The 23,302-nt window shown below is 53.8% G+C and carries 23 protein-coding genes; 10 read left to right on the top strand and 13 right to left on the bottom strand.

Annotated features, from left to right (window positions below; translation table 11 throughout):
• Window positions 1-33 precede the first annotated feature (33 nt).
• Window positions 34-849: a sugar-phosphatase gene (gene yidA / locus ACM5QY_RS04335; protein WP_416119389.1), complete on the top strand. Its 816-nt coding sequence runs from the start codon at window positions 34-36 to the stop codon at window positions 847-849.
• An 8-nt stretch (window positions 850-857) separates the two neighbouring features.
• Window positions 858-2,120, top strand: coding sequence for a DUF3748 domain-containing protein (locus ACM5QY_RS04330; RefSeq protein ID WP_416119388.1), 1,263 nt, complete (start codon window positions 858-860; stop codon window positions 2,118-2,120).
• A gap of 23 nt (window positions 2,121-2,143) precedes the next feature.
• Here ACM5QY_RS04330 and ACM5QY_RS04325 read toward each other — a convergent pair whose 3' ends face one another.
• Window positions 2,144-2,521: a YceK/YidQ family lipoprotein gene (locus ACM5QY_RS04325; RefSeq protein ID WP_416119386.1), complete on the bottom strand. Its 378-nt coding sequence runs from the start codon at window positions 2,519-2,521 to the stop codon at window positions 2,144-2,146.
• On the opposite strand from ACM5QY_RS04325, the gene ACM5QY_RS04320 reads away from it, so the two are divergent.
• The 3 genes from ACM5QY_RS04320 (at window position 2,448) to ibpB (ending at window position 3,876) form a co-directional block, all read left to right on the top strand.
• Window positions 2,448-2,651, top strand: a complete 204-nt coding sequence (locus ACM5QY_RS04320; RefSeq protein ID WP_416122966.1) for a hypothetical protein — start codon at window positions 2,448-2,450, stop codon at window positions 2,649-2,651. The genes ACM5QY_RS04325 and ACM5QY_RS04320 overlap by 74 nt on opposite strands.
• Before the next feature lie 261 nt (window positions 2,652-2,912).
• Window positions 2,913-3,323, top strand: a complete 411-nt coding sequence (gene ibpA / locus ACM5QY_RS04315; protein WP_101077802.1) for a small heat shock chaperone IbpA — start codon at window positions 2,913-2,915, stop codon at window positions 3,321-3,323.
• Window positions 3,324-3,441: 118 nt separating this feature from the next.
• Window positions 3,442-3,876 (top strand): small heat shock chaperone IbpB, encoded by a 435-nt coding sequence (gene ibpB, locus ACM5QY_RS04310; protein WP_416119384.1) that lies wholly within the window; start codon window positions 3,442-3,444, stop codon window positions 3,874-3,876.
• 75 nt (window positions 3,877-3,951) lie between these two features.
• On the opposite strand, the gene ACM5QY_RS04305 is transcribed toward ibpB, so the two are convergent.
• The 11 genes from ACM5QY_RS04305 to ACM5QY_RS04255 all read right to left on the bottom strand — a co-directional run bounded on the left by ACM5QY_RS04305 (window position 3,952) and on the right by ACM5QY_RS04255 (window position 16,333).
• Window positions 3,952-5,202: a valine--pyruvate transaminase gene (locus ACM5QY_RS04305; RefSeq protein ID WP_416119383.1), complete on the bottom strand. Its 1,251-nt coding sequence runs from the start codon at window positions 5,200-5,202 to the stop codon at window positions 3,952-3,954.
• A 130-nt stretch (window positions 5,203-5,332) separates the two neighbouring features.
• Window positions 5,333-6,310 carry a glyoxylate/hydroxypyruvate reductase GhrB gene (gene ghrB, locus ACM5QY_RS04300; protein ID WP_416119381.1) on the bottom strand — a complete coding sequence of 326 codons (978 nt, stop codon included), beginning with the start codon at window positions 6,308-6,310 and terminating at the stop codon, window positions 5,333-5,335.
• 14 nt (window positions 6,311-6,324) lie between these two features.
• Window positions 6,325-7,602: an MFS transporter gene (locus ACM5QY_RS04295; RefSeq protein WP_416119379.1), complete on the bottom strand. Its 1,278-nt coding sequence runs from the start codon at window positions 7,600-7,602 to the stop codon at window positions 6,325-6,327.
• A 28-nt stretch (window positions 7,603-7,630) separates the two neighbouring features.
• The gene (locus tag ACM5QY_RS04290) at window positions 7,631-8,380 is read right to left on the bottom strand and encodes a sugar phosphate isomerase/epimerase family protein (RefSeq protein WP_416119378.1); all 750 of its coding nucleotides are present in this window, start codon (window positions 8,378-8,380) and stop codon (window positions 7,631-7,633) included.
• A 214-nt stretch (window positions 8,381-8,594) separates the two neighbouring features.
• A complete protein-coding gene (locus ACM5QY_RS04285; RefSeq protein WP_416119377.1) occupies window positions 8,595-9,629 on the bottom strand; it encodes a LacI family DNA-binding transcriptional regulator in 1,035 nt (344 codons plus the stop codon).
• Between the two features lie 67 nt (window positions 9,630-9,696).
• Complete coding sequence (locus ACM5QY_RS04280; RefSeq protein ID WP_416119376.1) at window positions 9,697-10,983, bottom strand: MFS transporter; 1,287 nt, start codon at window positions 10,981-10,983, stop codon at window positions 9,697-9,699.
• Between the two features lie 71 nt (window positions 10,984-11,054).
• The gene (locus ACM5QY_RS04275; RefSeq protein ID WP_416119375.1) at window positions 11,055-13,178 is read right to left on the bottom strand and encodes an alpha-galactosidase; all 2,124 of its coding nucleotides are present in this window, start codon (window positions 13,176-13,178) and stop codon (window positions 11,055-11,057) included.
• A 141-nt stretch (window positions 13,179-13,319) separates the two neighbouring features.
• The gene (locus ACM5QY_RS04270; RefSeq protein ID WP_416119373.1) at window positions 13,320-14,327 is read right to left on the bottom strand and encodes a substrate-binding domain-containing protein; all 1,008 of its coding nucleotides are present in this window, start codon (window positions 14,325-14,327) and stop codon (window positions 13,320-13,322) included.
• 103 nt (window positions 14,328-14,430) lie between these two features.
• Entirely contained in the window at window positions 14,431-15,093 is a 663-nt protein-coding gene (locus tag ACM5QY_RS04265) for an OmpA family lipoprotein (RefSeq protein ID WP_104923847.1), read from the bottom strand.
• Between the two features lie 233 nt (window positions 15,094-15,326).
• Window positions 15,327-15,770, bottom strand: a complete 444-nt coding sequence (locus tag ACM5QY_RS04260) for an N-acetyltransferase (protein WP_416119372.1) — start codon at window positions 15,768-15,770, stop codon at window positions 15,327-15,329.
• Entirely contained in the window at window positions 15,767-16,333 is a 567-nt protein-coding gene (locus tag ACM5QY_RS04255; protein ID WP_416119371.1) for a DNA-3-methyladenine glycosylase I, read from the bottom strand. Before ACM5QY_RS04255 ends, ACM5QY_RS04260 begins: the two co-directional genes overlap by 4 nt.
• 183 nt (window positions 16,334-16,516) lie before the next feature.
• Here ACM5QY_RS04255 and ACM5QY_RS04250 point away from each other — a divergent pair, with 183 nt between their 5' ends.
• Window positions 16,517-18,511, top strand: a complete 1,995-nt coding sequence (locus ACM5QY_RS04250; RefSeq protein ID WP_416119369.1) for an autotransporter outer membrane beta-barrel domain-containing protein — start codon at window positions 16,517-16,519, stop codon at window positions 18,509-18,511.
• A 21-nt stretch (window positions 18,512-18,532) separates the two neighbouring features.
• Here the strand turns inward: ACM5QY_RS04250 and ACM5QY_RS04245 are convergent, their stop codons facing one another.
• The gene (locus ACM5QY_RS04245; protein ID WP_416119368.1) at window positions 18,533-19,147 is read right to left on the bottom strand and encodes a hypothetical protein; all 615 of its coding nucleotides are present in this window, start codon (window positions 19,145-19,147) and stop codon (window positions 18,533-18,535) included.
• Window positions 19,148-19,377: 230 nt separating this feature from the next.
• Here ACM5QY_RS04245 and ACM5QY_RS04240 point away from each other — a divergent pair, with 230 nt between their 5' ends.
• The 4 genes from ACM5QY_RS04240 (at window position 19,378) to glyS (ending at window position 23,005) form a co-directional block, all read left to right on the top strand.
• Complete coding sequence (locus ACM5QY_RS04240; RefSeq protein WP_152323719.1) at window positions 19,378-19,626, top strand: type II toxin-antitoxin system Phd/YefM family antitoxin; 249 nt, start codon at window positions 19,378-19,380, stop codon at window positions 19,624-19,626.
• Entirely contained in the window at window positions 19,616-19,900 is a 285-nt protein-coding gene (locus ACM5QY_RS04235; protein ID WP_416119367.1) for a type II toxin-antitoxin system RelE family toxin, read from the top strand. The genes ACM5QY_RS04240 and ACM5QY_RS04235 overlap by 11 nt, the downstream gene beginning before the upstream one ends.
• 111 nt (window positions 19,901-20,011) lie before the next feature.
• A complete protein-coding gene (gene glyQ, locus ACM5QY_RS04230) occupies window positions 20,012-20,926 on the top strand; it encodes a glycine--tRNA ligase subunit alpha (RefSeq protein WP_140475572.1) in 915 nt (304 codons plus the stop codon).
• A 9-nt stretch (window positions 20,927-20,935) separates the two neighbouring features.
• Window positions 20,936-23,005, top strand: a complete 2,070-nt coding sequence (gene glyS / locus ACM5QY_RS04225) for a glycine--tRNA ligase subunit beta (RefSeq protein WP_416119366.1) — start codon at window positions 20,936-20,938, stop codon at window positions 23,003-23,005.
• The last annotated feature ends 297 nt before the right edge of the window (window positions 23,006-23,302 follow it).

The following is a 23,302-nucleotide window of genomic DNA, read 5'->3' as shown; positions in this document are numbered from 1 at the left end:
ATTAAGGAAGATTTTTCAAACTCTGAGGATGCTATGGCTATTGAATTAATTGCAATTGATATGGACGGGACATTGCTCAATCCGCAGCATGAAGTGACCCCAGCCGTTAAAAAAGCGTTATCCGATGCGCGAGCAAAAGGTGTGCAAATCGTTCTGGCGACAGGCCGCCCGTTTATCGGCGTGCAGCGTTATTTAAAGGAACTGGATTTGCAGCAGGAAGGGTGTTATTGCATCACCAACAACGGTGCACTGGTTCACAATGCGAAAGATGGCAGCGTGATCGCCGAAATATCCCTCAAAATTGAAGATTATCACTACTTCGAACAACTGGCGCGTGAGCTGGGCGTGCATTTTCATGCGCTGACCAAAACCGACCTTTACACCGCAAATCGCCACATCAGCAAATTCAGCGTGCATGAATCCTTCACGACCGGCATTCCGCTTCAGTTCTGCCCGGCGGAAGAAATGGACGCGTCCCTGACCTTCCCGAAAATTATGATGATTGATGATCCTGACGTGCTGGATCGCGCCATCAGCCAGCTTCCGCAAGAAGCCAAAGATCGCTATACCATCATGAAAAGCTCACCGTATTTCCTTGAAATCCTCGATAAGCGTGTGAACAAGGGTGAAGGCGTTAAAGTCCTGGCTGAAAAGCTGGGTATTTCGCGTGAAAACGTCATGACGCTGGGCGACCAGGAAAATGACATCGCAATGCTGGAATACGCCGGTATTGGTGTCGCGATGGGTAACGCGCTCGACAGCGTAAAAGCCGTCAGCCAGTTCGTCACCAAAACCAATACCGAAGACGGTGTGGCGTTTGCGGTTGAGAAATTTGTTCTTAACGTCTGAGATTTATCATGGAAAAACAGTTAACTTCCGATCCCCGCGGGCATCAGTTGACCAACATTAACGTCTGGACGCCGGACAGCCAGTGGCTGGTCTACGACGTGCGCCCGCACGGTGGCTCTTTCACCGGTTCCACCATTGAGCGCGTGAATGTGAAAACCGGCGAGACGGAAGTCCTTTATCGCGCTGGTGAAGGTGCTCATGTGGGCGTGGTGACGGTCAGCCCGGATCAGCCCGCCCGCTATGCGTTTATTCATGGCCCGGAAAAACCGGATGCCGGCTGGCAGTATGATTTCTATCACCGGCGCGGCGTAATTGTCTCAGAGCCGCAGCGTGAGGAGGCCGTGACGCTCGACGCGATGGACATCACCGCGCCGTTTACGCCCGGCGCTCTGCGTGGCGGCACGCATGTTCATGTTTTCAGCCCCGACGGCTCCCGCCTCAGTTTTACCTACAACGACCATGTTTTGCATGAACTGGCCCCTGTTTTGGACTTACGTAACGTCGGCGTCGCGTTATCGGCACATCCGGTCGCGCCGCCAAAACATCACCCGCGCGAATATGATGGCAGCCATTTCAGCGTGCTGGTCAGTCAAACTACCGCTAAACCACAGCCCGGCAGCGACGACATTAACCGCGCGTATGAAGAAGGCTGGATCGGCCAGAAAGGCTATATCAAACCGGACGGTCATCGTCAGCGCCGGGCGCTGGCTTTTATTGGTGATACGCTTTCAGCCAGCGGAGAAAAGCATCCGGAAATTTTCGTGGTGGATTTGCCGGAAGACGACGCGGATTACCTGAAAGCAGGAGAAAAACCGTTGCAGGGAACGCCGGACACACTGCCTGCGCCCCCGGCGGGCGTGAAACAGCGGCGAATTACGTTTACTGAAAAAGGTATCGCCACTCAGCCGCGTCACTGGTTGCGGTCTTCGCCGGATGGCAGCCAGATTGCGTTTCTGATGAAAGATGAAAACGACGTGGTGCAGTTCTGGACGGTTTCGCCTAATGGCGGGGCGCCTGTGCAAATCAGCTATTCGGCCAGCGGAATTCAGTCGGCATTTAGCTGGAACCCGGACGGGAAATCAGCGGCACTGGTGTGCGACAACAGCGTGATGCGCCTTGATATGCAAAGCGGAGACATGCACCGGCTGACCGAAAGAACGGAAATAGCGCCGTGCGCGGATGCGGTGGTGTATTCACCCGACGGCAGCCAGGTGGCTTTCATGCGCCAGATGGGTGAATTCGCGCAAATCTTCGTGACGGCCAGCCGCTAAGTTTTTACCCAACCGGCCGATGATTACTTTTTATGCGTGGAGGATTTCTCACCGCGCGGCGTCGAAGTCATCGGCGGGGTGTGATCGATATCCACCCCGTTGCTCAGCGCAATATTGTGTTCTTCGCTGGCTTTGACCCGGTCGCGCGTCGTCACTTTTCCGCTGCGATAATAATCGTAAGGCAGCAAAAACGTATCGAGTAAGGCGCTGAAAGGCAAATCCACGAGTAGCAACGGAGTCATTGCCCAGCTGGTGTCGTCACTTTTCATCATATTGACGTCTGAGCGCGTGCCCGAATAATACCCGGTATCGCCACCGGTATGGCTCATGACGCTGGAACAGCCGCTCGTCGCTAAAAAAACACATCCTGTCATCAGCGGCGTTAATACACATTTCTTCATGTTAGAACTCATCTTATGCTGTCAGGCTGAGCTTTTAAGTCAAAGTGACTTATACCACCCAGCACAAAAAATTAACAAAGCAAGCTGTAGCTCTGTGGCTGCGATCCCAATAAGTGTAATGACTATTTGAAATCTTGCAGGAAACTGCCTGCTGTCCCTGGCTTTTCGCCGTGGCAATATTTGTATTTTGACCCCCGCAGTTCAAACGAAAACAAAATTTTTGTCTTTTTCTTGCGAATGCCCACTTGAAATTATCGCTTTTATCGCCATTTTTAATGTACGACGCAGCGGAACGATCGCCGGAAGGGATCGTGAATATAAACTGCGTCGCGAGCCTGTCCCATCCGGAAGGCTATATACATACACTCGCTGAATGTCAGGAGAAGTAGTAATGCGTAATTTTGATTTATCCCCACTATACCGTTCTGCAATTGGTTTTGACCGTTTATTTAATCTTATCGAATCGGGTCAGAATCAGGGTGGCGGCTATCCTCCTTATAATGTTGAATTGGTTGACGAAAACCATTACCGGATTGCTATCGCGGTAGCGGGATTTGCCGAATCCGAACTGGACATCACAGCGCAGGACAATATGTTAGTGGTCAAAGGCGCGCATGCACCGTCTGACACCGACCGCACGTATTTATATCAGGGCATTGCTGAGCGTAATTTCGAACGCAAATTCCAGCTGGCCGAACATATTCAAATTAAAGCGGCCAATTTGTCGAATGGTTTGCTGTATATCGATCTGGAACGCATCGTTCCTGAAACGTCCAAACCACGGCGTATCGAGATCCGCTAAGCGTTTATAAAGACAACGCACAAATGAAAAAGTTTGGGCTCGCCGTCAGGGAGCTGAACCGTCACACCCAAATCGGGTGACGGATTAATTAATCTCGCTTCAAAGAAGGAGTTACACCATGCGTAATTACGATATTTCCCCATTACTTCGTCAGTGGATTGGTTTTGATAAATTAGCCAGCTCAATGCAGGGCGGCGACCAGGCTTTCCCGCCGTACAATATTGAGAAGTCTGACGACAATCATTACCGTATTTCGCTGGCACTGGCCGGTTTCCAGCAAAGTGAGCTGAATATTGAAGTGGAAGGTCCGCGCTTAACCGTCAGCGGCACCCCGGCTCAGCAGGAAACGAAAGTTGAGTATTTGCATCAGGGGTTAGTGATTAAGCCTTTCACCCTGAGCTTCACGCTGGCAGAGCACATGCATGTGTCAGCCGCCGAGTTTGTAAACGGCTTGCTGCACATCAATCTGGTGCGTGACGTACCGGAAGCTTTGCAGCCGCAGAAAATTGCGATCGGTACCGAGAAACCTGCACTGGAAAATCAGTCAGCCTAATCCCGGTCAGCCGGTAAAAACGAAAACAGGAGGGCATTTGCCCTCCTGTTTTTTTATGCCTGTCGCGCAGAAAAGTTAATTTTCGGCGTGCGCTTTTTCGACTTCTTCCGCCAGAATTTTGACACCGCGTTCGATCTGTTCGGCATCCGGCACGTAATTCATGCGCATACACTGATGCGTGTGCGGCCACGGATGCTCCAGCCCCGGGAAGAAATAATCCCCCGGCACCATCAGCACGCCGCGCTGTTTCAGGCGCTGATACAACACTTCAGTGGTAATCGGCAGATCCTTAAACCACAGCCACAGGAAAATCGCGCCTTCCGGTTTGTGGATCAGGCAACGTTCTTCCGGCAGATAACGGCGCAGCGTGGCGATAGTTTCCTGCACGCGCTGATAATAAAACGGCTTGATCACGTTTTCGGAAAGCTTCAGCAGATCACCACGGGCAATCATTTCTGTGGCAATGGCGGGCCCGACGCTGCCCGGTGCCAGACTGATAATCCCGTTCATATTACTGATCGCACTGATGATTTTCTCATCGGCAATCACGATACCGCAGCGCGAACCCGGCAGGCCCAGCTTCGACAGGCTCATGCACAGAATGATATTTGGGTTCCACAGCGGCGTCGCGTCAGTAAACACGATGCCGGGGAACGGCACGCCATAGGCGTTATCGATTAATAACGGGATATCTTTTTGCTGCGCCAGGGCATCGAGGCGGATCAGCTCTTCGTCGGTAATCACGTTGCCGGTCGGGTTGGTCGGGCGCGAAACGCAGATCAGGCCGATATCCTCGGTGATATTCAGATGATCAAAATCGACGTGATATTTGAACTGACCTTCAGGCAACAGTTCGATATTCGGCTTGGCGGAAACAAACAGATTTTCGTCCAGCCCGGCATCGGCGTAACCCAGATATTCCGGGGCCAGCGGGAACAGCACTTTCGACATGCTGCCGTCGGCGCGACGCCCTGCGAACAGGTTAAACAAATAGAAGAAGGCGCTCTGGCTGCCGTTCGTCAGCGCGATATTTTGCGCATCGAGCTGCCAGCCGAGTTCTTTCTGCAACATTTCTGCCAGTGCGTGACGCAGCACGTCTTTGCCCTGCGGGCCGTCGTAATTGCACAGCGCTTCGGTCAGCTTGCCGTCGGCCAACATGTCCGCCAGCAGCGTCTGGAAATAATCCTGCATCTCAGGGATCTGCGCCGGATTACCGCCGCCCAACATCACAGCACCGGGTGTGCGTAAACCGTCATTCATGTCGCCAATCAGGCGGGTAATGCCTGAAAAACGGGTAAATTTGTTACCGAAAGCAGAAAACGTCATAGAAAGTTTTGTATGTTATCGAAATGTGATGCCCACCATAACGCCTGAGGCAAAGCAGCGCAATCCGACCACCGGGTTTTGAATTGTCCTTCCCCTTCAAAATCACTGAAAGGGAAGGAAAAGGAAGGGGTTACTTTCTGAGAACTTCCGGATTCACGCAGAACTGTTTCACGTCGCCGTTCAGGGCGGCAATCAGATTATCCACCGCGCAGGCCGCCATATCATAACGGGTCTGATGCGTCGCAGAACCAATGTGCGGCAGCGCCACCACGTTTGGCAGGCTCAGTAGCGGGGAATCTTTCGGCAGCGGTTCTGTTTCAAACACGTCCATACCGGCACCATAAATCGTCCCGTCTTTCAGTGCTTCAATCAGCGCAGGTTCATCAATGACCGGGCCACGACCGGCGCTGACCAGCACGGCGCTGGATTTCATTTTCGCCAGTTGTTCCTTGCCGATCAGATGGAACGTCTCTTTGGTCATGGGCAGCAGAACGCAAACGAAATCAGATTTCTCCAGCAGCTCGTCCAGTTCACATTTGCGCGCGCCAAAACGCTCTTCTGCTTCGGTGTGCTGACTGCGTGCGTTGTACAGAATCGGCATATCAAAACCGAAATGCGCACGTTGCGCGAGTGCCAGACCGATGCGGCCCATGCCCACGATGCCCATGGTTTTGTGGTGAACATCGATGCCGAACCAGTCCGGGCCGACGTTTTGTGTCCATTCGCCCGCTTTCACACGTTCCGCCAGATTCACGACGCGGCGGGCCGTCGCCAGCACCAGCGCCATCACGGTATCGGCAACCGTATCGGTCAGCGCGGTCGGAGTGTGCATCAGCGGGATTTCACGGCGCGTCAGTTCTGCGACATCAAAATTATCGTAACCGACAGAACTGGTGGAAACGGCACGCAGGCGCGGCGCGTGATCCAACAGGTCTTTATCCACCCTTCCGCCTGAGCCCAGCAACCCTTCCGCGTTCTGTAACGCTTCTAAAACTTGCGCACGGTTTTCTTCTGTAATGTCATCAAATTGAGTGATGGCGAAGTGCTGCTCAAGGCGTTGTTGCAGGTCAGCAGGTTGTTTCTTATACACAACAATAGACGGCTTCATCAATTACCACTCCCTCAGGTTAAGGAAACTTCTTTTTGTTTCATTTCAGATTGTCGCGGTTTGACCAGCAGGGTCAGCCCTGCGGAAACCAGTAACGACACGGCCATAAAAATAAAGGAGGCTGCCGGGCTGCCCGTATTACCGTTCAGCATGCCGACAAACCAGGAACCAAAGAACGAGCCAAGCGCCCCGAGGCTGTTGATTAACGCCATTGCGCCACCGGAAACATTCTTCGGCAGCATTTCAGGAATGATGGCGAAAAACGGGCCATACGGGGCATACATTGCGGCGGCAGCGGCCACCAGTAAACTGTACGAAAGCCAGAAATAGTTTGTGCCAACGGCCCATGAACCCAGGAACGCCAGCGCGCCGACCAGCAACAACGGCCAGACAAATACCCGGCGGTTTTGCATTTTGTCGGAAGCCCACGACACCAGAATCATGGCGATGGTGGCCGCCAGATACGGCACGGACGACAGCCAGCCCGCTTCGACCATGCCCATCGATTTTCCGTCGCGCAAAATCGACGGCAGCCATAGCACAAAGCCGTACACACCGATGCTCCAGAAGAAATATTGCAGACAAAGGACAATGACGTTTCGCGAGCGGAAAGCTTCGCGATAACCGCCGACCGGCTGAATACTTTTTTGCTCTTTTTCCAGCTGCGCGGCCAGCGCTTTTTTTTCCTGACTGCTCAGCCAGCTGACTTCTTCGGGCTTATCCTTGACGGTGAACCACCAGATAATCGCCCAGATCACCGCCGGAATACCTTCGAAAATAAACATCTCCCGCCAGCCGAACGACCTGATCAGATAGCCGGAAAGCACCGACATCCACAGTACCGTGACCGGATTACCGAGGATCAGAAACGTATTGGCGCGTGAGCGTTCGGACTTCGTAAACCAGTTGCTGATATACACCAGCATCGCAGGCATGACTGCGGCTTCCACCACGCCCAGGGCGAAACGGATCACTGCCAGCATGGGAATATCAGTGACCACCCCGGTCAGTGAGGCGAATCCGCCCCACAGTAAAAGGCACCAGAAAATCAGTTTTTTGACGCTGCGCCGTTCGGCGTAAATCGTGCCGGGGATCTGGAAGAAGAAATAGCCTAAGAAAAACAGCGCGCCCAGCAGGGACGACATGCCTTTGGTTATGCCGAGATCGTCATTAATGCCCGCCGCCGACGCGAAACTAAAATTCGAACGATCGACATAGGCCAGGCTGTAGGTGATGAACACCACCGGCATGATGTACCCCCACCGGCGGGCGGCGATCCCGGGCTGTTTCATGGCCATTTCTCCTGATGAGGCATCAGAATTATTGACGCAGCAGTTCGACGTAATAACGCGTCACGGCAGTCAGGTCATCCCCTTCCAGCGGGAATTCGATGCCGCGGGGCACATCCTGAGGCAACAGTGTTAACAACGGTTCCCAACTGCCATCGCTGTTATCGAGCGCCACGGCGTGCCACTTGCCGTCGCGTTGCTCTGCCGCTTTCACGTGCACATAACCCACATGTCGCGCCAGACGTTCGGCTGCAGCGACAGGATCCTGTCCCACCCACAGCCAGTTCGCCGTATCAAACGTCAGACTCACAGGTAAATGCAGGGATTCCGCCGCAAAGGCAAAAGCATTAATGCGCGACAAAATTCCGCAATCGCTCGACTGGTCATTTTCCACCACCAGTTTGACGGTCTGAGAATCCAGCAGTACGCGCAATGGCGTCAGATCGGCTCCCGGTTCAAACTCGCCCAGCGAAAACTTAATGGTGCGGGCACCTAAAACATGCGCTTCGGAAAAATACTGTTTTGCATCCGGATTCAGTTTGCCGCCCGAAATGAACAGCGGGAAGGGCACCGAATAGACTGAAAACAGCCCGTGACGCTTAATGTTTTCCGCCAGTTCGGGCAGGGTATTCAGCTCTTCTGCGCAGAAGAGTTCACGGCGGATTTCCACACCGTCTGCCTGTGCGTCTGCGATGATAGAAAGCAGCGCGGCCTGCCCGCCCAGGGCCTTCACCACGCTGTTTCCGTAAGCGGCGGTGACAATGACGACTTCTCTTTTCATGCGAGTTTATCCTGATAAAACGCGCCACAGCGGCGGCGCAGGCGTTCAATCCCAAAACATCATCTTAGTAAAACAAACGACAGTGGGAGACGTTGTTAATGTTTTGTTTCGTTTTATACAACCTAATTGGAACCGGTTCCAATCAACAGGACAAAAGGCCGAAAACATGATCCCGCTCACGAAGAACGGGGCAGAAAACAGGGGAAGAAAAGATTCAGTGCGCCGTCGTGGAGCCTCGCGCAATCAGCTCGCCGGAAAATTCGAGGTCTTTAACGGGGTCGGTATTTCCCTGAATTCGCGCCACCAGTTGGCCGAGTGCGGCGACGCCCATTTCGTAGGTCGGCTGTTTAAGCGTGGTAATCCCGACGCCTGCCAGTTCGGCCCAGACCAGCTCGTCGAAACCAGACAAACCGATGTCCTGTCCCCAGACAATCCCCAGCCGGCGCATGGCGCGCGCGACCTGCAATGTAAGTGTGCCGTTCACGCACATTACGGCTTTTCGTTTGTCCGGATGGCGGGCAATGAATTCACGCAACATATTATCCAGCGCTTCGGTATTCGAAATCTCAATCTCGCCTTGTTCGGCGATGTGCTGCGGCGATTGCTGCATACGCTGGAGGAACGTGCGCAGGCGGTCTAAACGGGTATTAATTGTGGCTGGTTCACTGATGAAAAGCAGGGCTTCAAAACCCTGTTGCAGAAGGTGATCGGTCATCATCTGCGTGGCTTCCACGTTGTTCAGCCCGATAACGTCGCAGGCGAAGTTCGCGACTTTACGGTCGATCAAAACCATCGGTAAATTGGCCTGTTGCAGCGTGGAAATTGCCGCCTCACGCATGCCGACGGCGTTGACCACAATGCCGTCCACGCGATAACTGCTGAGCAATTGCAGGTAATGTTTTTCCTGATCGAGCTCGTTATTGGTGTTACACACCAGCAGCGTCAGCCCTTCCTGGCGGCAGGCGGCTTCGACGCCACGCATGACTTCAACGGAATACGGGTTGGTGATGTCCGCAATAATCAGTCCAATCAGACGCGTCTGGCCGCTTTTCAGGCTGCGCGCCATCTGGCTGGGCTGATAATCGAGCAGGGCGATCGCCCGTCCGATGCGTTCTGTTAACGCGTCGGACAGCAGGTCTTTTTCACCGTTGAGATAACGTGAAACGCTGGTTTTACCCGTTTTCGCGGCGCTGGCGACATCACGTATCGTGGCGCGTACCGGTGCGCCCGGCTCCTGTTTTTTGCTCACTACCTTTCTCCCGTCATGCTTGTCCCACGGAGACTAGCACAGAGTGCCGAAAGGCTGCATCCGTTACTCAGCGCAATCCTTCTGCCGGTCTTGCCGCCGGAGCCGCCTGTTTCTCCGGCCGGTTACTCAGCGTAAACGCGGAAATGATCGTCACGGAAAATGCGATGCCGCCGAGGATCAGATAGGTATCGCTGAATCCGATGCGGTCGTACAAACTGCCTGCGAAAGCCGAAAGGAAAATCGCTGCCAGCTGTTTGGCAAAATTAAACCCGATCAGATAAATGGTTGCCGAGAACCGGACATCAAAAATCTGCGTGATGTATTTGAACACGCCGACCAGCAGGAACGGCACTTCCAGCGCATGCAGCATTTTCAGCAGAATGACTTCGATGGCGGTGGTCGCAAATGACGAACCGACGATGCGGATCGACATAATCGTCCCTGCCAGCAGCAGCGTATTTTTCGCGCCGATGCGGTTAATAATCCATGGCGAACAGAACATGATCAGCGCGTTGCATAGCTCGCCCGCCGTGGTGACGTAGCCGAACATTTCCGTGCCCTGTTGCGGCGAGGCAAAAAAGGTTTTGAAGAACGTGGCGAACTGCTGATCAAACACGTCATAGACGCAGGCGACGCCGATCACGTATAAAATCAGCATCCACAGTTTGCGTTCCTTCAGCAGCAAAGCCGCCGTCTTCAGCGAGAATTGCGGCTGATTGGCACCGAGTTTATCCATCACCACGGCATTTTTATTTTCCTGCGGGCGGGAAACCAGCAGCAGAACCATCAGAATCAGCGCTGCGCCGGAGCCCATCCAGAACACGATATTCGGGTTGATGTTAAACAACACGCCTGCGGTCGAGGCGCAAATCCCCCAGCCAAAACACCCGAACATCCGTGCCTTGCCGTATTCAAAAGCACTGTTGCGGCTGACCCTTTCGATATACGCCTCGGTAGCGCCGGAACCGCCGGCAAAAACGAAGCCGATATACGCGCCGCCCAGCATCGCGCCGAGCACAATATTGATTTTCAGCAGCGGGGCGAAAACGTAAATAAAGAACGGCGCAAACAGGAAAAGCAGCACCGCGATAATCCACAACAAATGTTTTTTAAGGCCGAGCTTGTCAGAAATAACGCCAAAGAAGGGCTGAAACAAAATGGCAAACAGCGACATGCTGGAAAACACGATGCCGGTTTCCGTTTTGCTCAGGCCAATAACGTCAGATAGCCAGATTGGTAAAAATGGATAACAGGTTGCCATAATGAAGAAATACAGGAAAAAATAACTGCCAAATATCCAGAAGTTAGTATTTTTTTTATAGAAACAGCGATCGGTAGTTTGTGTAGGGTTCATCGTGATTTCCTTGCCGAAACCATCAAAACCGGCACCTGGGTACCGGCGTTTTTTCTTCTTTATTGAAAACGCTAAACGCGCTCAAAACTCAGCAGCAGGGCGCTTTCCGGGTCCAGCACCGGCAGCGTCAGCCCGGCGTTCCCCAGCCATTCACCGCTCAATACCGGCGATTCGTGCAGCCACGCCGGTTGCACGCGCATGGTGTGACCGCTCCCGCCGCCCGCCAGCAATGCCGGTTCATCCAGCACAGTGACGCGATAACGGGCGTCCGGTTTCAGCCCCGGTACCCGCAGTGTTCCCGGCAATGACCAGGTGGGCATGGCGAGCTGGCTGACCAGAAACACCGCGCGATCGCCATTTTCGCTGACCACGCCGTTAATCAGCATGGCCTCGTCATGACTGTCGACGCGGTACACATCGCCGCTGTGCAGCAAAGGCCGCAACTGCTGATGCAGCCGGGTATATTTCGCGAATCCGGCGCGTTCTGCTTCGCCTTCCTTCACCGGGTCCAGCTCAATGCCCATGTGCCCGAACAGCGCCGTGAGGCCACGAAACGCAATGCTGTGCTGGCGTGAGGTGGCGTGACACAGTTTGTTGCCGATATGCGACCCCATGACTTCCGGCGGGAAGAAATAGCTCATGCCGCGCTGAATTTTCTGGCGCTCCAGCGCGTCATTGTTGTCCGATGTCCAGAAACGGTGGCTGCGTTTGAGTACTTCATAATCAATACGTCCGCCGCCGGACGCGCAGGATTCAAACTCAATGTGCGGAAAACGCTCGCCGAGCACGTCGAGCAAGCGATAAAACTGCTGCGTCTGGTTGGTCAGCGCTGCGCGGCCTTCATGCCCCGGCTGAACGATTTCGCGATTCATGTCCCATTTCACGTAATCCACGTCGTGCTCACCGAGCAGCCAGCTCATGCGTTCCACCAGATAATCAAAAACCTGCGGATTATTAAGATCGAGCACGAACTGATGACGGCCACTCGGTTGCTGATAACCCGGCAGCGCCAGCAGCCAGTCGGGATGCGCGCGGTACAAATCCGAATCCGGGTTAATCATTTCCGGCTCAACCCAGATACCAAATTCCATGCCGAGTTTTTTGACATGGTCAATCACTGGTTTCAGGCCATTCGGGTATTTCTTCTCGTCGAGATACCAGTCGCCCAGCGCGGCGCGGTCATGATCACGTCCCCGGAACCAGCCGTCGTCGATAATAAAGCGTTCAACGCCTAACGCCGCGGATTCGGTCGCCATCTGCATGATGTAGTCGGGATCGTGATCGAAATAGATGCCTTCCCAGGTATTGAGATGCACCGGGCGCGGTTTTTCCACCGGGAAGCGCAGAATCTGCTCACGCACAAAGCGGTGAAACTGCTGACTCATGCGGTTCAGGCCGCTGGCGGAATAACTGGCGTAGAGCCACGGCGTTTCCAGCGTTTCTCCCTGTTCGAGACGCTGTTCGCCGGGGAAATACAGGGCTTCAGCCTGTACCACACGGCGGCCATCGGTTTTGATATCCGCGCGCAGGCGGTGATTGCCGCTCCAGCCCAGATGCATCCCCCAGACTTCGCCCTGTTCTTCGCTAAAACCCGGATGACCGATCATCATCGCCGGAAAATGCTCAGAAGAGGTTTTGCCGCGACGGTTTTCCTGAATAACGCCGCCGTGATCCAGCAACGTGCGGTGAGGCTGAAATTCTTTGATCCAGCGGCCATGAAACGCCATCACTTCGGCGGCGCGCTCCGGCAGTGGCAGCGTAACGGCCAGACGCGTCAGCTGATACGTACCGGGTTTCAGATTGGTCAGCGCATTTCGCGCCTGCAAAACACCGCTGGAATCCAGATGCAGTTCACTGCGAAATTGCAGACCAGCGATCGGGTCTTCGGTGGTGATCGTCAGCTGATTATCGTGGTGCCTGACGTTCGTCGTATTGAAGACAGGCGACCAGTCCAGGCCGTCGCGATGGCCTTCGACCCCCGGATTTCCGAACGAACCCCTGCCAGAATCGGCGCTGAGATTGACCGGTGCATCGACGTCAATACGCCCGTTGGGCACTGCGCGGCTCAGGGAAATCAGGTCTTGCGCTGAAAACTGGCTGAGGCGTTTTCCCCAGTAAAGGATTTCGGCGAACGGCGTGCAGCGCACGATCAGGCTGATGTGCTCGCTGGTTAAATGGACGGTCTGGTTTTCCATATTGTCACAACTCCACAAGGGTAAAATGCGGCGATAAAACGCGATTTTGTGGAGTAACTATTGATCCGAAACGTTTCGGATGGGAAATGAGACGACTCAAATTTGTGATATAGGGTGGAAAAATAATTTAAAGGGGAAGTATCAGTGTGGCGGATGTGCGGTGACGCCCGCCTGCAATTCCGGCTGCCAGAGAATCTGCAAATTCTTCAGCGGTTCGTTGCGAATCAGAGCCCGCGTCATGTCCGCAATTTGCAGCCCGACCGCTTCGCGGGTGCCCTGACGGATAGCGGTGACGGCGACGTCTGGCACGCTGTCGGAAGGTAATCCGTCAAAAATAATCAGCGAAACGCCGCCGCTGATCAGCAAGCCGGCTTCATTTAACGCCAGCGCCGCGCCTTCGCCGTGCATATTGCAGTCGCAGACAATTGCGGTTGGCGGCTGAGGCAGCGCCAGCAGCGCCTGTGTGGCCTGATATCCGGCACGGCGGCTGGGGCTGACTTTATGCGCATAATCCGGATTGAACGGCAGGTTGTTCGCCCGCAAACCATTGAGATAACCCTGATGGCGCTGACCAATAAACGATTGCTGATTGTTCTCGCCGAGGAACGCGATACGGCGGTGGCCAAGTGCGGCCAGATGATCGACCGCCATTTGCATACCGGCGCGGTTATCGAAATCAAACCAGGCGTAATCCTGCGTCAGACACTGGCTGCGCCCCAGCGCCAGAAACGGAAAATTGCGCTGCTGTAAATCCAGCAGGCGCGGGTCGTTATCCAGCGTATGCGCCACCAGCATGGCATCCACGCGTTTACTTTCGATCAGCCGCCGCCACGAAAATGTGCCGAGTTCATCCGGCACCAGCAGTAAATCGATTTCATATTTCGCCAGTTCGCGGGTGATGCACCCGACCATTTCGATAAACGCCGAATTGCTTAAAGGATGTGAAGTGAAGGGGAAAATCAGCCCAACGGCGTCGATCTTGCCCATTTTCAACCGGCGGGCGAGGGTGTTCGGGCGGTAGCCGCGTAAATCTGCCGCCGCCTGAACCCGCGCTTTGGTCTCCGCTGAAACGTCATCGTAACCGTTCAGCGCACGGCTGACGGTGGTGACAGAGAGACCGAGATCTTTCGCGATAGCTTTCAGCGACATACTGATTTCCGTTGCACAAATAAGGGAGGATTCTTTGGCGGAGAATAGCACAAACGAAAAACGGAGCCCTGAGGCTCCGCGTATATTTTGGATTTTAACGCAATTACTGCATCGGGCTGAGGGTGATTTCCACGCGGCGGTTCTGCGCTTTACCGGCCTCAGTGCTGTTGCTGGCAATCGGATTATCCGGGCCTGCGCCGGTCGTCCGCACGCGGCTGCCTTCAACGCCCTGGGTAATCAGCGCGCTGCCCACGCCGTCAGCACGTTGCTGTGACAACTTCATGTTGAGCGCACGGGAACCGGTGCTGTCGGTGTAACCGACCACGTTCACGGCCGTTTTTGGATACTCTTTCAGTACCATCGCCACGCCGGTGAGCGTGTTCGCGCCCGCCGGTTTCAGCGTGCTGCTGTTGGTATCGAAGGTCACATTGTTCGGCATATTCAGCACGATATTGTCGCCCTGACGGGTCACGCTGACGCCGGTGCCTTTCATTTTGTCGCGCAGTTTAGATTCCTGCACATCCATGTAATAACCCGCGCCGCCACCCAGCGCCGCACCGGCTGCCGCCCCAATCAGCGCACCTTTGCCGCGATCGTGTTTAGATGAAGAAAGCATACCGACGCCCGCGCCGAGTGCCGCACCAATACCCGCGCCAATACCGGATTTTCCGGCTTCTGATTCGCCGGTGTAAGGGTTGGTGGTACAGGCTGAAAGGCCCATCGTCACACACAGCACGCCCGCAACCACTAGAAGTCTTTTGTTCATCGTAATTCCTTTCTGGATGTTTTCTTTGTGTTCTTTTTTCAGAACCTGACCGCTGCATTATGACTGCACGCTTTTCTGTAAGTTGCACAGAAAAAGGTGTCAAAACATAAACAAATGCAACAGGCAGACTTCAGCCCTGCGGCGTTCTGGCGCTCTTTATGCGCAATTTCGTGGCGTTAAGCAGTAGGAGAATTCCGGTTATCTGTTTTTGTATTTTTGCGGAAGTGAAGAATTTATTCAGAAAGGGGTTGGTACCAGCGTAATACCCAGGTCGGAAGCCCGGTTCCCGGATGAACAGTGTCGTTGACGACCAGGAAATCCTCTTTGCGGTAGAACGCCACGGCACGCGGATTTTGCTGATAAACCTCCAGCAGTAAAAGCGGATAACGGTCTTTTACTTCATGCATTAATTGCTGCGCGATGCCCAGACCATAAATGTTTTCATCGACAAACAGCGCACCGATAAATTGCTGATTCAGCACGCTGATAAAACCATTGATTACGCCGTCGTTAGCGGTGGAAACCCAGGTGACGGCCTGCGGCAGAAACGTCTCGCGCACCATCGGTGCGCTTTCAAACCAGTACGACGCCTCAATAAACGGATGCGCCGCAAGCGTACTGCGCAGCCATAGCAGCATAATTTTTTCGGTATCAGCGGGCTGCGCGAGGCGGATCATGCCGGTTGGTTTTTCGGATGACAGAAACAGTACGACTGATGATCGTTCACCAGTCCGGCAGCCTGCATAAAAGCGTAGCAAATGGTCGAGCCGGTGAACTTAAAGCCTTTCTTTTTTAGCGCCTTAGACATCGCATCTGACACCGCTGTTTTGGCCGGAACGCCTTCCGGCCCGAGCGGATTATTGATGACCGGTTGATTGCCCACGAAGCCCCAGATGAAATCTGAGAAGTCCTCGCCGCTGGCCTGCATGGCTAAATAAATCTGCGCATTCAGGATGATCGCTTTGATTTTTCCGCGATGGCGCACGATCCCCGCATCGAGCACCAGACGTTCGACGTCGTCATCGGTCATTTTGGCGATACGGACCGGATCGAAATTGTGGAAGTTCTGACGGTAGTTTTCGCGTTTTCTCAGAATGGTTATCCACGAAAGCCCGGCCTGCTGGCCTTCAAGGCACAACATTTCAAACAACTCACGGCCATCTTTGACCGGCACGCCCCATTCTTTATCGTGGTATTCGAGGTAAATCGGTTCTTTGGAAACCCAGCTGCAGCGCGTCATCTCGTTTTCTCCTTGAAAGCGTGGGCTCCAGTGTGTGGTTTCTCGGATAACTCTGCAACGTCGCAATTTGCGTACCGCGAACTTGACGCTGGTCGGTTCTGAACAATATTTAAAGCCATTCATTACGAATTCCTTACATTTAATCAGGGGCATGCGCCGCTGAAACTTCAGGAAAACAGGTTTATGGCAGGCACAAAAAAGTACGCAACACGGCTGACGCAGGGCGCATTCGCCGTGGCGCTTTGCCTCGGAACGCAGGCTTCAGCGCAGGCTTACGATCAGCTTTATGTTTTTGGCGACAGTCTGAGTGATACCGGCAATATCGGTCGCTGGACCTTCGACAGCAGCACGCATCAGCTTTATGACGAGATTTTGGCGAATAATATCGGCACGACCTTAAAACCTTCTTCACAAGGCGGGCTGAACTATGCCGAAGGCGGCGGCGTCGCGGTGCCGGGGCTGGATTCTGATTACACCACGCAGGATCAGGTGAAAAGTTATCTGGCCTCGACCGGCGGCAAAGCCGATCCCAACGGGCCGTATATTCACTGGATTGGGGGTAACGACCTGGCGGCGGCCGCGCTCAATCCGCTGAACGCGCTGGATATCGCCACCAATAGCGCGACGCAGGCCGCATCACAGGTCAACGATTTGCTGAAAGCCGGTGCCGGAACGGTGATTGTGCCGACGGTGCCAAATATTGGTCTGACGCCGGTGCTGATGGAAGGGATTATTCAGGTCGGATTGCTGCCGGTTCAGCAGCAGGCGCTGGAAGCGGCCTATAAATATCTGAATGCGCAGAACACGCCGGATGCCGAAGCGCGTACCGAAGCGATTCATAACGCGCTTGCGGCCGCGGCGGCCGAAGGTTCGAATATTCCGCTGGTTCAGGAGGTGATCGCGAAAGGGCTGGCCGCCGCTTATGACGCACTGAAGGACGTCGCAGGCGGGCTGACCGACACCTACAACACGACTGAGGATATTGCACTGGCGAAAACCGGTGGCAATATTGCGCGTGTGGATATCAACGGTTTGTTCAATGAAGTGATTGCCGATCCGGCGCTGTACGGTTTCGCGAATACAGCGGGCACGGCCTGTCCGGTCGGGACATCCGCTTCCGAATGTACGTCAAATCTGCCGGGTTTCGACAGCAGCAAAGCTTTCCTGTTTGCTGACCATTTTCACCCGACACCGCAGGCGCACGCGCTGATCGCAGAATACATGCAGTCCGTGCTCAACGGCCCGCTGGAAGCTACGGCGCTGAATCAGGGCTCGCTGGCGCTAGCGCGAAATACGCAGGGAATACTCGACAGCCGTTATCAGCAATTACGCACACAGGATAACGACGCCGGAACCTTCGGCATGTTCGGCGGTTACGCCGGGCAAAGTGCGGACAGAAAAATCAACCCGTCGCTAGGCGATGGCGATCTGACCTCGAATTCGCTCAATATCGGGATGGATTATCAGATGACCGATCGCTGGATGATGGGGCTGATGATTTCCGGTTCCGACGATAAACAGGATCCGACTGACCATTACAGTTACCGCACACGCGGCTGGATGGCGACGGCGTTTACCGGCGTGAAAATCGCCGAAAACGGCTGGATCAACGGCGATGTGCACTACGGTTCGCTGAATTATGACGACATCAACCGCAGCATCAAACTCGGGCCAACCACCCGCACCGAGCGCGGCGAAACCGACGGTAAGCAGATTGGCGGCCGCGTCACCGCCGGCTGGGATTTCCCGATTTTACCGGTGCTGAAAACCGGTCCGGTGGCGCAGTACAGCTGGGATTACAGCAGCATTGAGGGTTACAGCGAGGAAGGTAAGAACAGCACGTCGATGCGCTTTGGTGACCAGACCTCGCACTCACAAATCGGTGCACTGGGCTGGCGTCTGAACGCGGAACTGGGCATTGTGAATCCGTATGCGCAGGTCACGTATGACCGCCAGTTCGGCGACAAAACCTATACCGCGACCGGCGCCATCAAATCCACCCGCACGCATTTTAGCCGCACCACCGGCGAGCAGGACGACGACTGGGTCGATATGACCGTCGGCGCCAACGTCCAGATCACCCACAGCATTTCCGCCTTCGCCGCCGTCTCCCAGACCACCGGCCTGGATTCCGGCGAACAAACGTCATACAACGCGGGGATTAGTGCAAGATTTTAAATTAATTTTCCTGGCTGATTTCTATAAAGCTAACAATGAATCCAAACCACTGATTAAGGTGGTTTGTTTTCGCTTGGTGTGTTTAAAGAAGGCGGTAACAAATCCACTTTCTGAATTTTCGCGTTCAGACAGAACCCACTTTTCGCTGAACACCATGAAAAGATTGCGGGATGTCCTGACAAACCGAAGAACTTGAATGAAGAGAGCGATAAATAAAACAGCCTGAATGGCAATATCAGCGGAACTGAATTGCATGAAATATGGCCACGACTGGCTAATCGTTAAAAAGAGGGCAAAACCCTGAATGATGATTTTTACAACAAACATCCTTGTATAAAAGGTTTTAAGTAATTCCTTATTCATGAAAAAAGGATTACTCAGAGAGCTGTGTGAATCTCGTACTGGTATCCCATGGACATAGATCATCCAGTCACTTTTTTTCTCCGGCATGTAAATTAAAGCCTGATCCTTGAGGCGATGTAAGTGAACTGACATGCCGACCGGGAAAATCAGGCCGACACAAACCATGTAAACTAATGGCCCGTTTACATGAAAAAAGCCCAGTCCAAGGCAGATTACAGCGGTAAGAAAAACTGCTGGTTTGTATATCCAAATACTTGTTGATAGATACTTCATTAGTGGTGCTTCCTTGCAGTTACATTAAGATTTTCTTTTGAGTCGCAGGCGCTTATTTAGTTTCACTATCACTTAATCTTTATGTGGCTACTGTCTTGACCTCCCGGATCCAGGCGAACAAACGTCATACCACGCGGGGATCAGCGCAAGATTTTAAAAGCATCTTAAAGGGTGCTCTTAAAGATGCTTTTAAGGCTATAATAACGGCATAGTGTGACAGGAGAAAACCTATGCCGTTTGAAATACTCACTTCCTCAGCTGCCAGTATTACCGAGCTAAAACGTGATCCGATGGGGACCTTCTCCGCCGGAGAAGGTGAAGCCGTGGCGATCCTTAACCGCAATGAACCGGCCTTTTATTGCGTCCCACCGGAGGTCTACGCCTATTTCCTGAGTCTTGCAGAAGACGTGGAACTGAACCGCATAATGGATGCGCGGCAGGGCGAAGAAAGGATAAGGCTGACACTGGATGACTTATAAAATCGATTTTCTGAAGTCAGCTCTGAAAGAATGGAAGGCGCTGGCACCTCCCGTTAAAGACCAATTTAAAAAGAAACTCGCTGAGCGGCTCGAAAATCCTCATGTCGTTTCTGCCCGTTTATGTGGCCCAAAAACTAACCGTTATAAAATTAAATTGAAGAGCCTCGGCTACCGTCTGGTCTATCAGGTTGAGGATCAGGAAATCGTGGTAATTGTTGTCGCGATTGGTAAACGTGAGGGCAATGAAGCCTATAAACTGGCAGAGAAACGCTGAATACTGGCGTTTTTAAGGTAATTCACAGGGATCTGTTGTGTGATTATCTTCCGTTCAGCGGGTATACTGTCCGACTCTTTATAAACCCACTTTCTCGCGTGCGAATCCAACATGCAAAAGTTTGATACTAAGACATTTCAGGGCCTGATCCTGACACTGCAAGATTATTGGGCGCAGCAGGGCTGCACCATTGTTCAACCGCTGGATATGGAAGTCGGCGCGGGCACCTCGCACCCGATGACCAGCCTGCGCGCACTCGGCCCTGAGCCTTTTGCGGCAGCCTATGTTCAGCCTTCCCGCCGCCCGACCGACGGTCGCTACGGTGAGAACCCGAACCGCCTGCAACACTATTATCAGTTCCAGGTGATGATCAAACCGTCGCCGGAAAACATTCAGGAACTGTACCTCGGTTCCCTGAAAGAGCTGGGTCTTGACCCGCTGATCCACGATATCCGCTTCGTAGAAGATAACTGGGAAAACCCGACGCTTGGCGCCTGGGGTCTCGGCTGGGAAGTGTGGCTGAACGGCATGGAAGTGACGCAGTTCACGTACTTCCAGCAGGTCGGCGGCCTGGAATGTAAACCTGTGACCGGTGAAATCACCTACGGTCTTGAGCGTCTGGCGATGTACATCCAGGGCGTGGACAGCGTTTACGATCTGGTCTGGAGCGACGGTCCGCTGGGCAAAACAACCTACGGCGACGTTTTCCATCAGAACGAAGTGGAGCAATCCACCTATAACTTCGAATACGCCGATGTTGATTTCCTCTTCTCCTGTTTTGAACAGCACGAGAAAGAAGCGCAAACCCTGCTGGCTCTTGAAAAGCCGCTGGCACTGCCTGCTTACGAGCGCATCCTGAAAGCCGCACATTGCTTCAACCTGCTCGATGCACGTAAAGCGATTTCTGTGACTGAACGTCAGCGCTACATTCTGCGCATCCGTACCCTGACTAAAGCGGTAGCTGAGGCGTATTACGCTTCCCGCGAAGTACTGGGCTTCCCGATGTGCAAAAAGAACGAGAAGTGAGAAACAGCCATGACTGAAAAAACTTTTCTGGTGGAAATTGGCACGGAAGAACTGCCACCTAAGGCTCTGCGCAGCCTTGCTGAATCCTTTGCCGCTAACCTGACGGCGGAACTCGCTGCGGCGAATCTGCCACACGGTGACGTAAAATGGTTTGCTGCACCGCGACGTCTGGCGCTGAAAGTCTCTGGTCTGCATGAATCACAGGCCGATCGCGAAGTTGAAAAACGCGGCCCGGCTGTGGCGCAGGCGTTTGATGCAGAAGGCAAACCAAGCAAAGCCGCAGAAGGCTGGGCTCGTGGTTGCGGCATCACCGTCGATCAGGCTGACCGTCTGGTCACCGACAAAGGCGAATGGCTGGTTTACCGCGCACACGTCAAAGGCGAAAGCGCGCAACAACTGCTGCCGGCGATGATCGCGACATCTTTGTCCAAGCTGCCTATTCCTAAACTGATGCGCTGGGGCGATTCTGACGTGCAGTTTGTGCGTCCGGTTCACACCGTGACATTGCTGTTAGGCGATGAACTGATCCCGGCGAAAATCCTCGGTATCGAATCTGCGCGCACTGTTCGCGGCCACCGTTTCATGGGCGAGCCGGAATTCACTCTCGACAACGCCGATCAGTACCCGCAAATTCTGCTGGAACGCGGCAAAGTCATTGCGGATTACGAGCAGCGTAAAACCATCATCAAACAGGATGCTGAGAAAGCGGCGAAAGAGATTGGCGGTATTGCCGATCTGAGCGAAAGCCTGCTGGAAGAAGTGACCTCTCTGGTGGAATGGCCGGTGGTGCTGACCGCTAAATTCGAAGAGAAATTCCTGGCGGTGCCAGCGGAAGCGCTGGTTTACACCATGAAAGGCGACCAGAAGTATTTCCCGGTGTATGACGCCGCGGGCAAACTTCTGCCGAACTTCATCTTCGTGACCAACATCGAGTCGAAAGACCCGCAGCAAATTATTTCCGGTAACGAGAAAGTGGTTCGCCCGCGTCTGGCCGATGCGGAATTCTTCTTCAATACTGACCGCAAAAAACGTCTCCAAGATAACCTGCCGCGTCTGGAAACCGTATTGTTCCAGAAACAGCTGGGTACGCTGCGTGATAAAACCGCTCGTATCGAAGAACTGTCTGGCTGGATCGCCGGGAAAATCGATGCCAACGTTGAGAACGCAAAACGCGCGGGTCTGCTGTCCAAATGTGATCTGATGACCAACATGGTCTTCGAATTCACCGACACGCAGGGCGTGATGGGCATGCACTATGCGCGTCACGACGGCGAGCAGGAAGAAGTTGCGGTTGCGCTGAACGAACAGTATCAGCCACGCTTTGCGGGCGACGAATTACCGGCTTCGCGGGTGGCTTGTGCGCTGGCTATCGCTGACAAAATGGACACGCTGGCCGGTATCTTCGGCATCGGTCAACATCCGAAAGGCGATAAAGATCCGTTCGCGCTGCGCCGTGCTGCGCTGGGCGTTCTGCGTATCATCGTTGAGAAAAACCTGTCTCTTGATCTGCAAACTCTGACTGAAGAAGCGGTGCGCCTGTACGGTGACAAGCTGACTAACGCCAAGGTTGTTGATGAAGTGGTTGATTTCATGCTCGGTCGTTTCCGCGCGTGGTATCAGGAAGAAGGTCACGCGGTCGATACCATTCAGGCTGTGCTGGCACGTCGTCCAACCAAACCGGCTGATTTCGACGCCCGTGTGAAAGCGGTGAGCTACTTCCGTACGCTGGATGAAGCGGCAACGCTGGCTGCGGCCAACAAACGCGTTTCCAACATCCTGGCGAAATCCACCGACGTTCTGCTGGATCACGTTCACGCCTCCGTGCTGAAAGAACCTGCTGAGCTGAAACTGGCTACGCATCTGGTGGTTCTGCGCGACAAACTGGAGCCGCTGTTTGCTGCCGGTCAGTACAAAGAAGCACTGGTCGAACTGGCTGCCCTGCGTGAAACCGTGGATACGTTCTTTGACACCGTGATGGTGATGGATGAGAACGAAGCGGTTCGAATCAACCGGTTGACGCTTCTCTCCAAGCTGAGGGAGTTGTTCTTACAAGTGGCGGATATTTCTTTACTTCAGTAAGTAAGCAACTTTTCTAAAGTCAAAGTCGTGGGCTCGCCGCCCACACTGGCCCAGAGACCCGCAATCGCGCGGGCCTCTGGACTCCACGCTCTTTTCACTGCGCGCTGCCGCTCGCTGACTATGTTTCAGCAACTCAGGCTAGTGCCGCAAACGCCGCCGCTGCGCGGTACTCTCGTTTCGGGTTCGAACCTGCTCGAAAAAGACTCTCGCTGTTTCTCACCGCTCACTCCACGTCGTTTTGAAAGCGGCCACTGGCTTTCTAAAGCACAGCCTTACTGACTGTTTTCTAAAGCACAG

The organism is Rahnella sp. PCH160, assembly GCF_047784855.1.
GTDB lineage: Bacteria > Pseudomonadota > Gammaproteobacteria > Enterobacterales > Enterobacteriaceae > Rahnella.
Note: the sequence above shows the minus strand (reverse complement) of the source record. Positions and strands in the feature narration are given on the sequence as shown.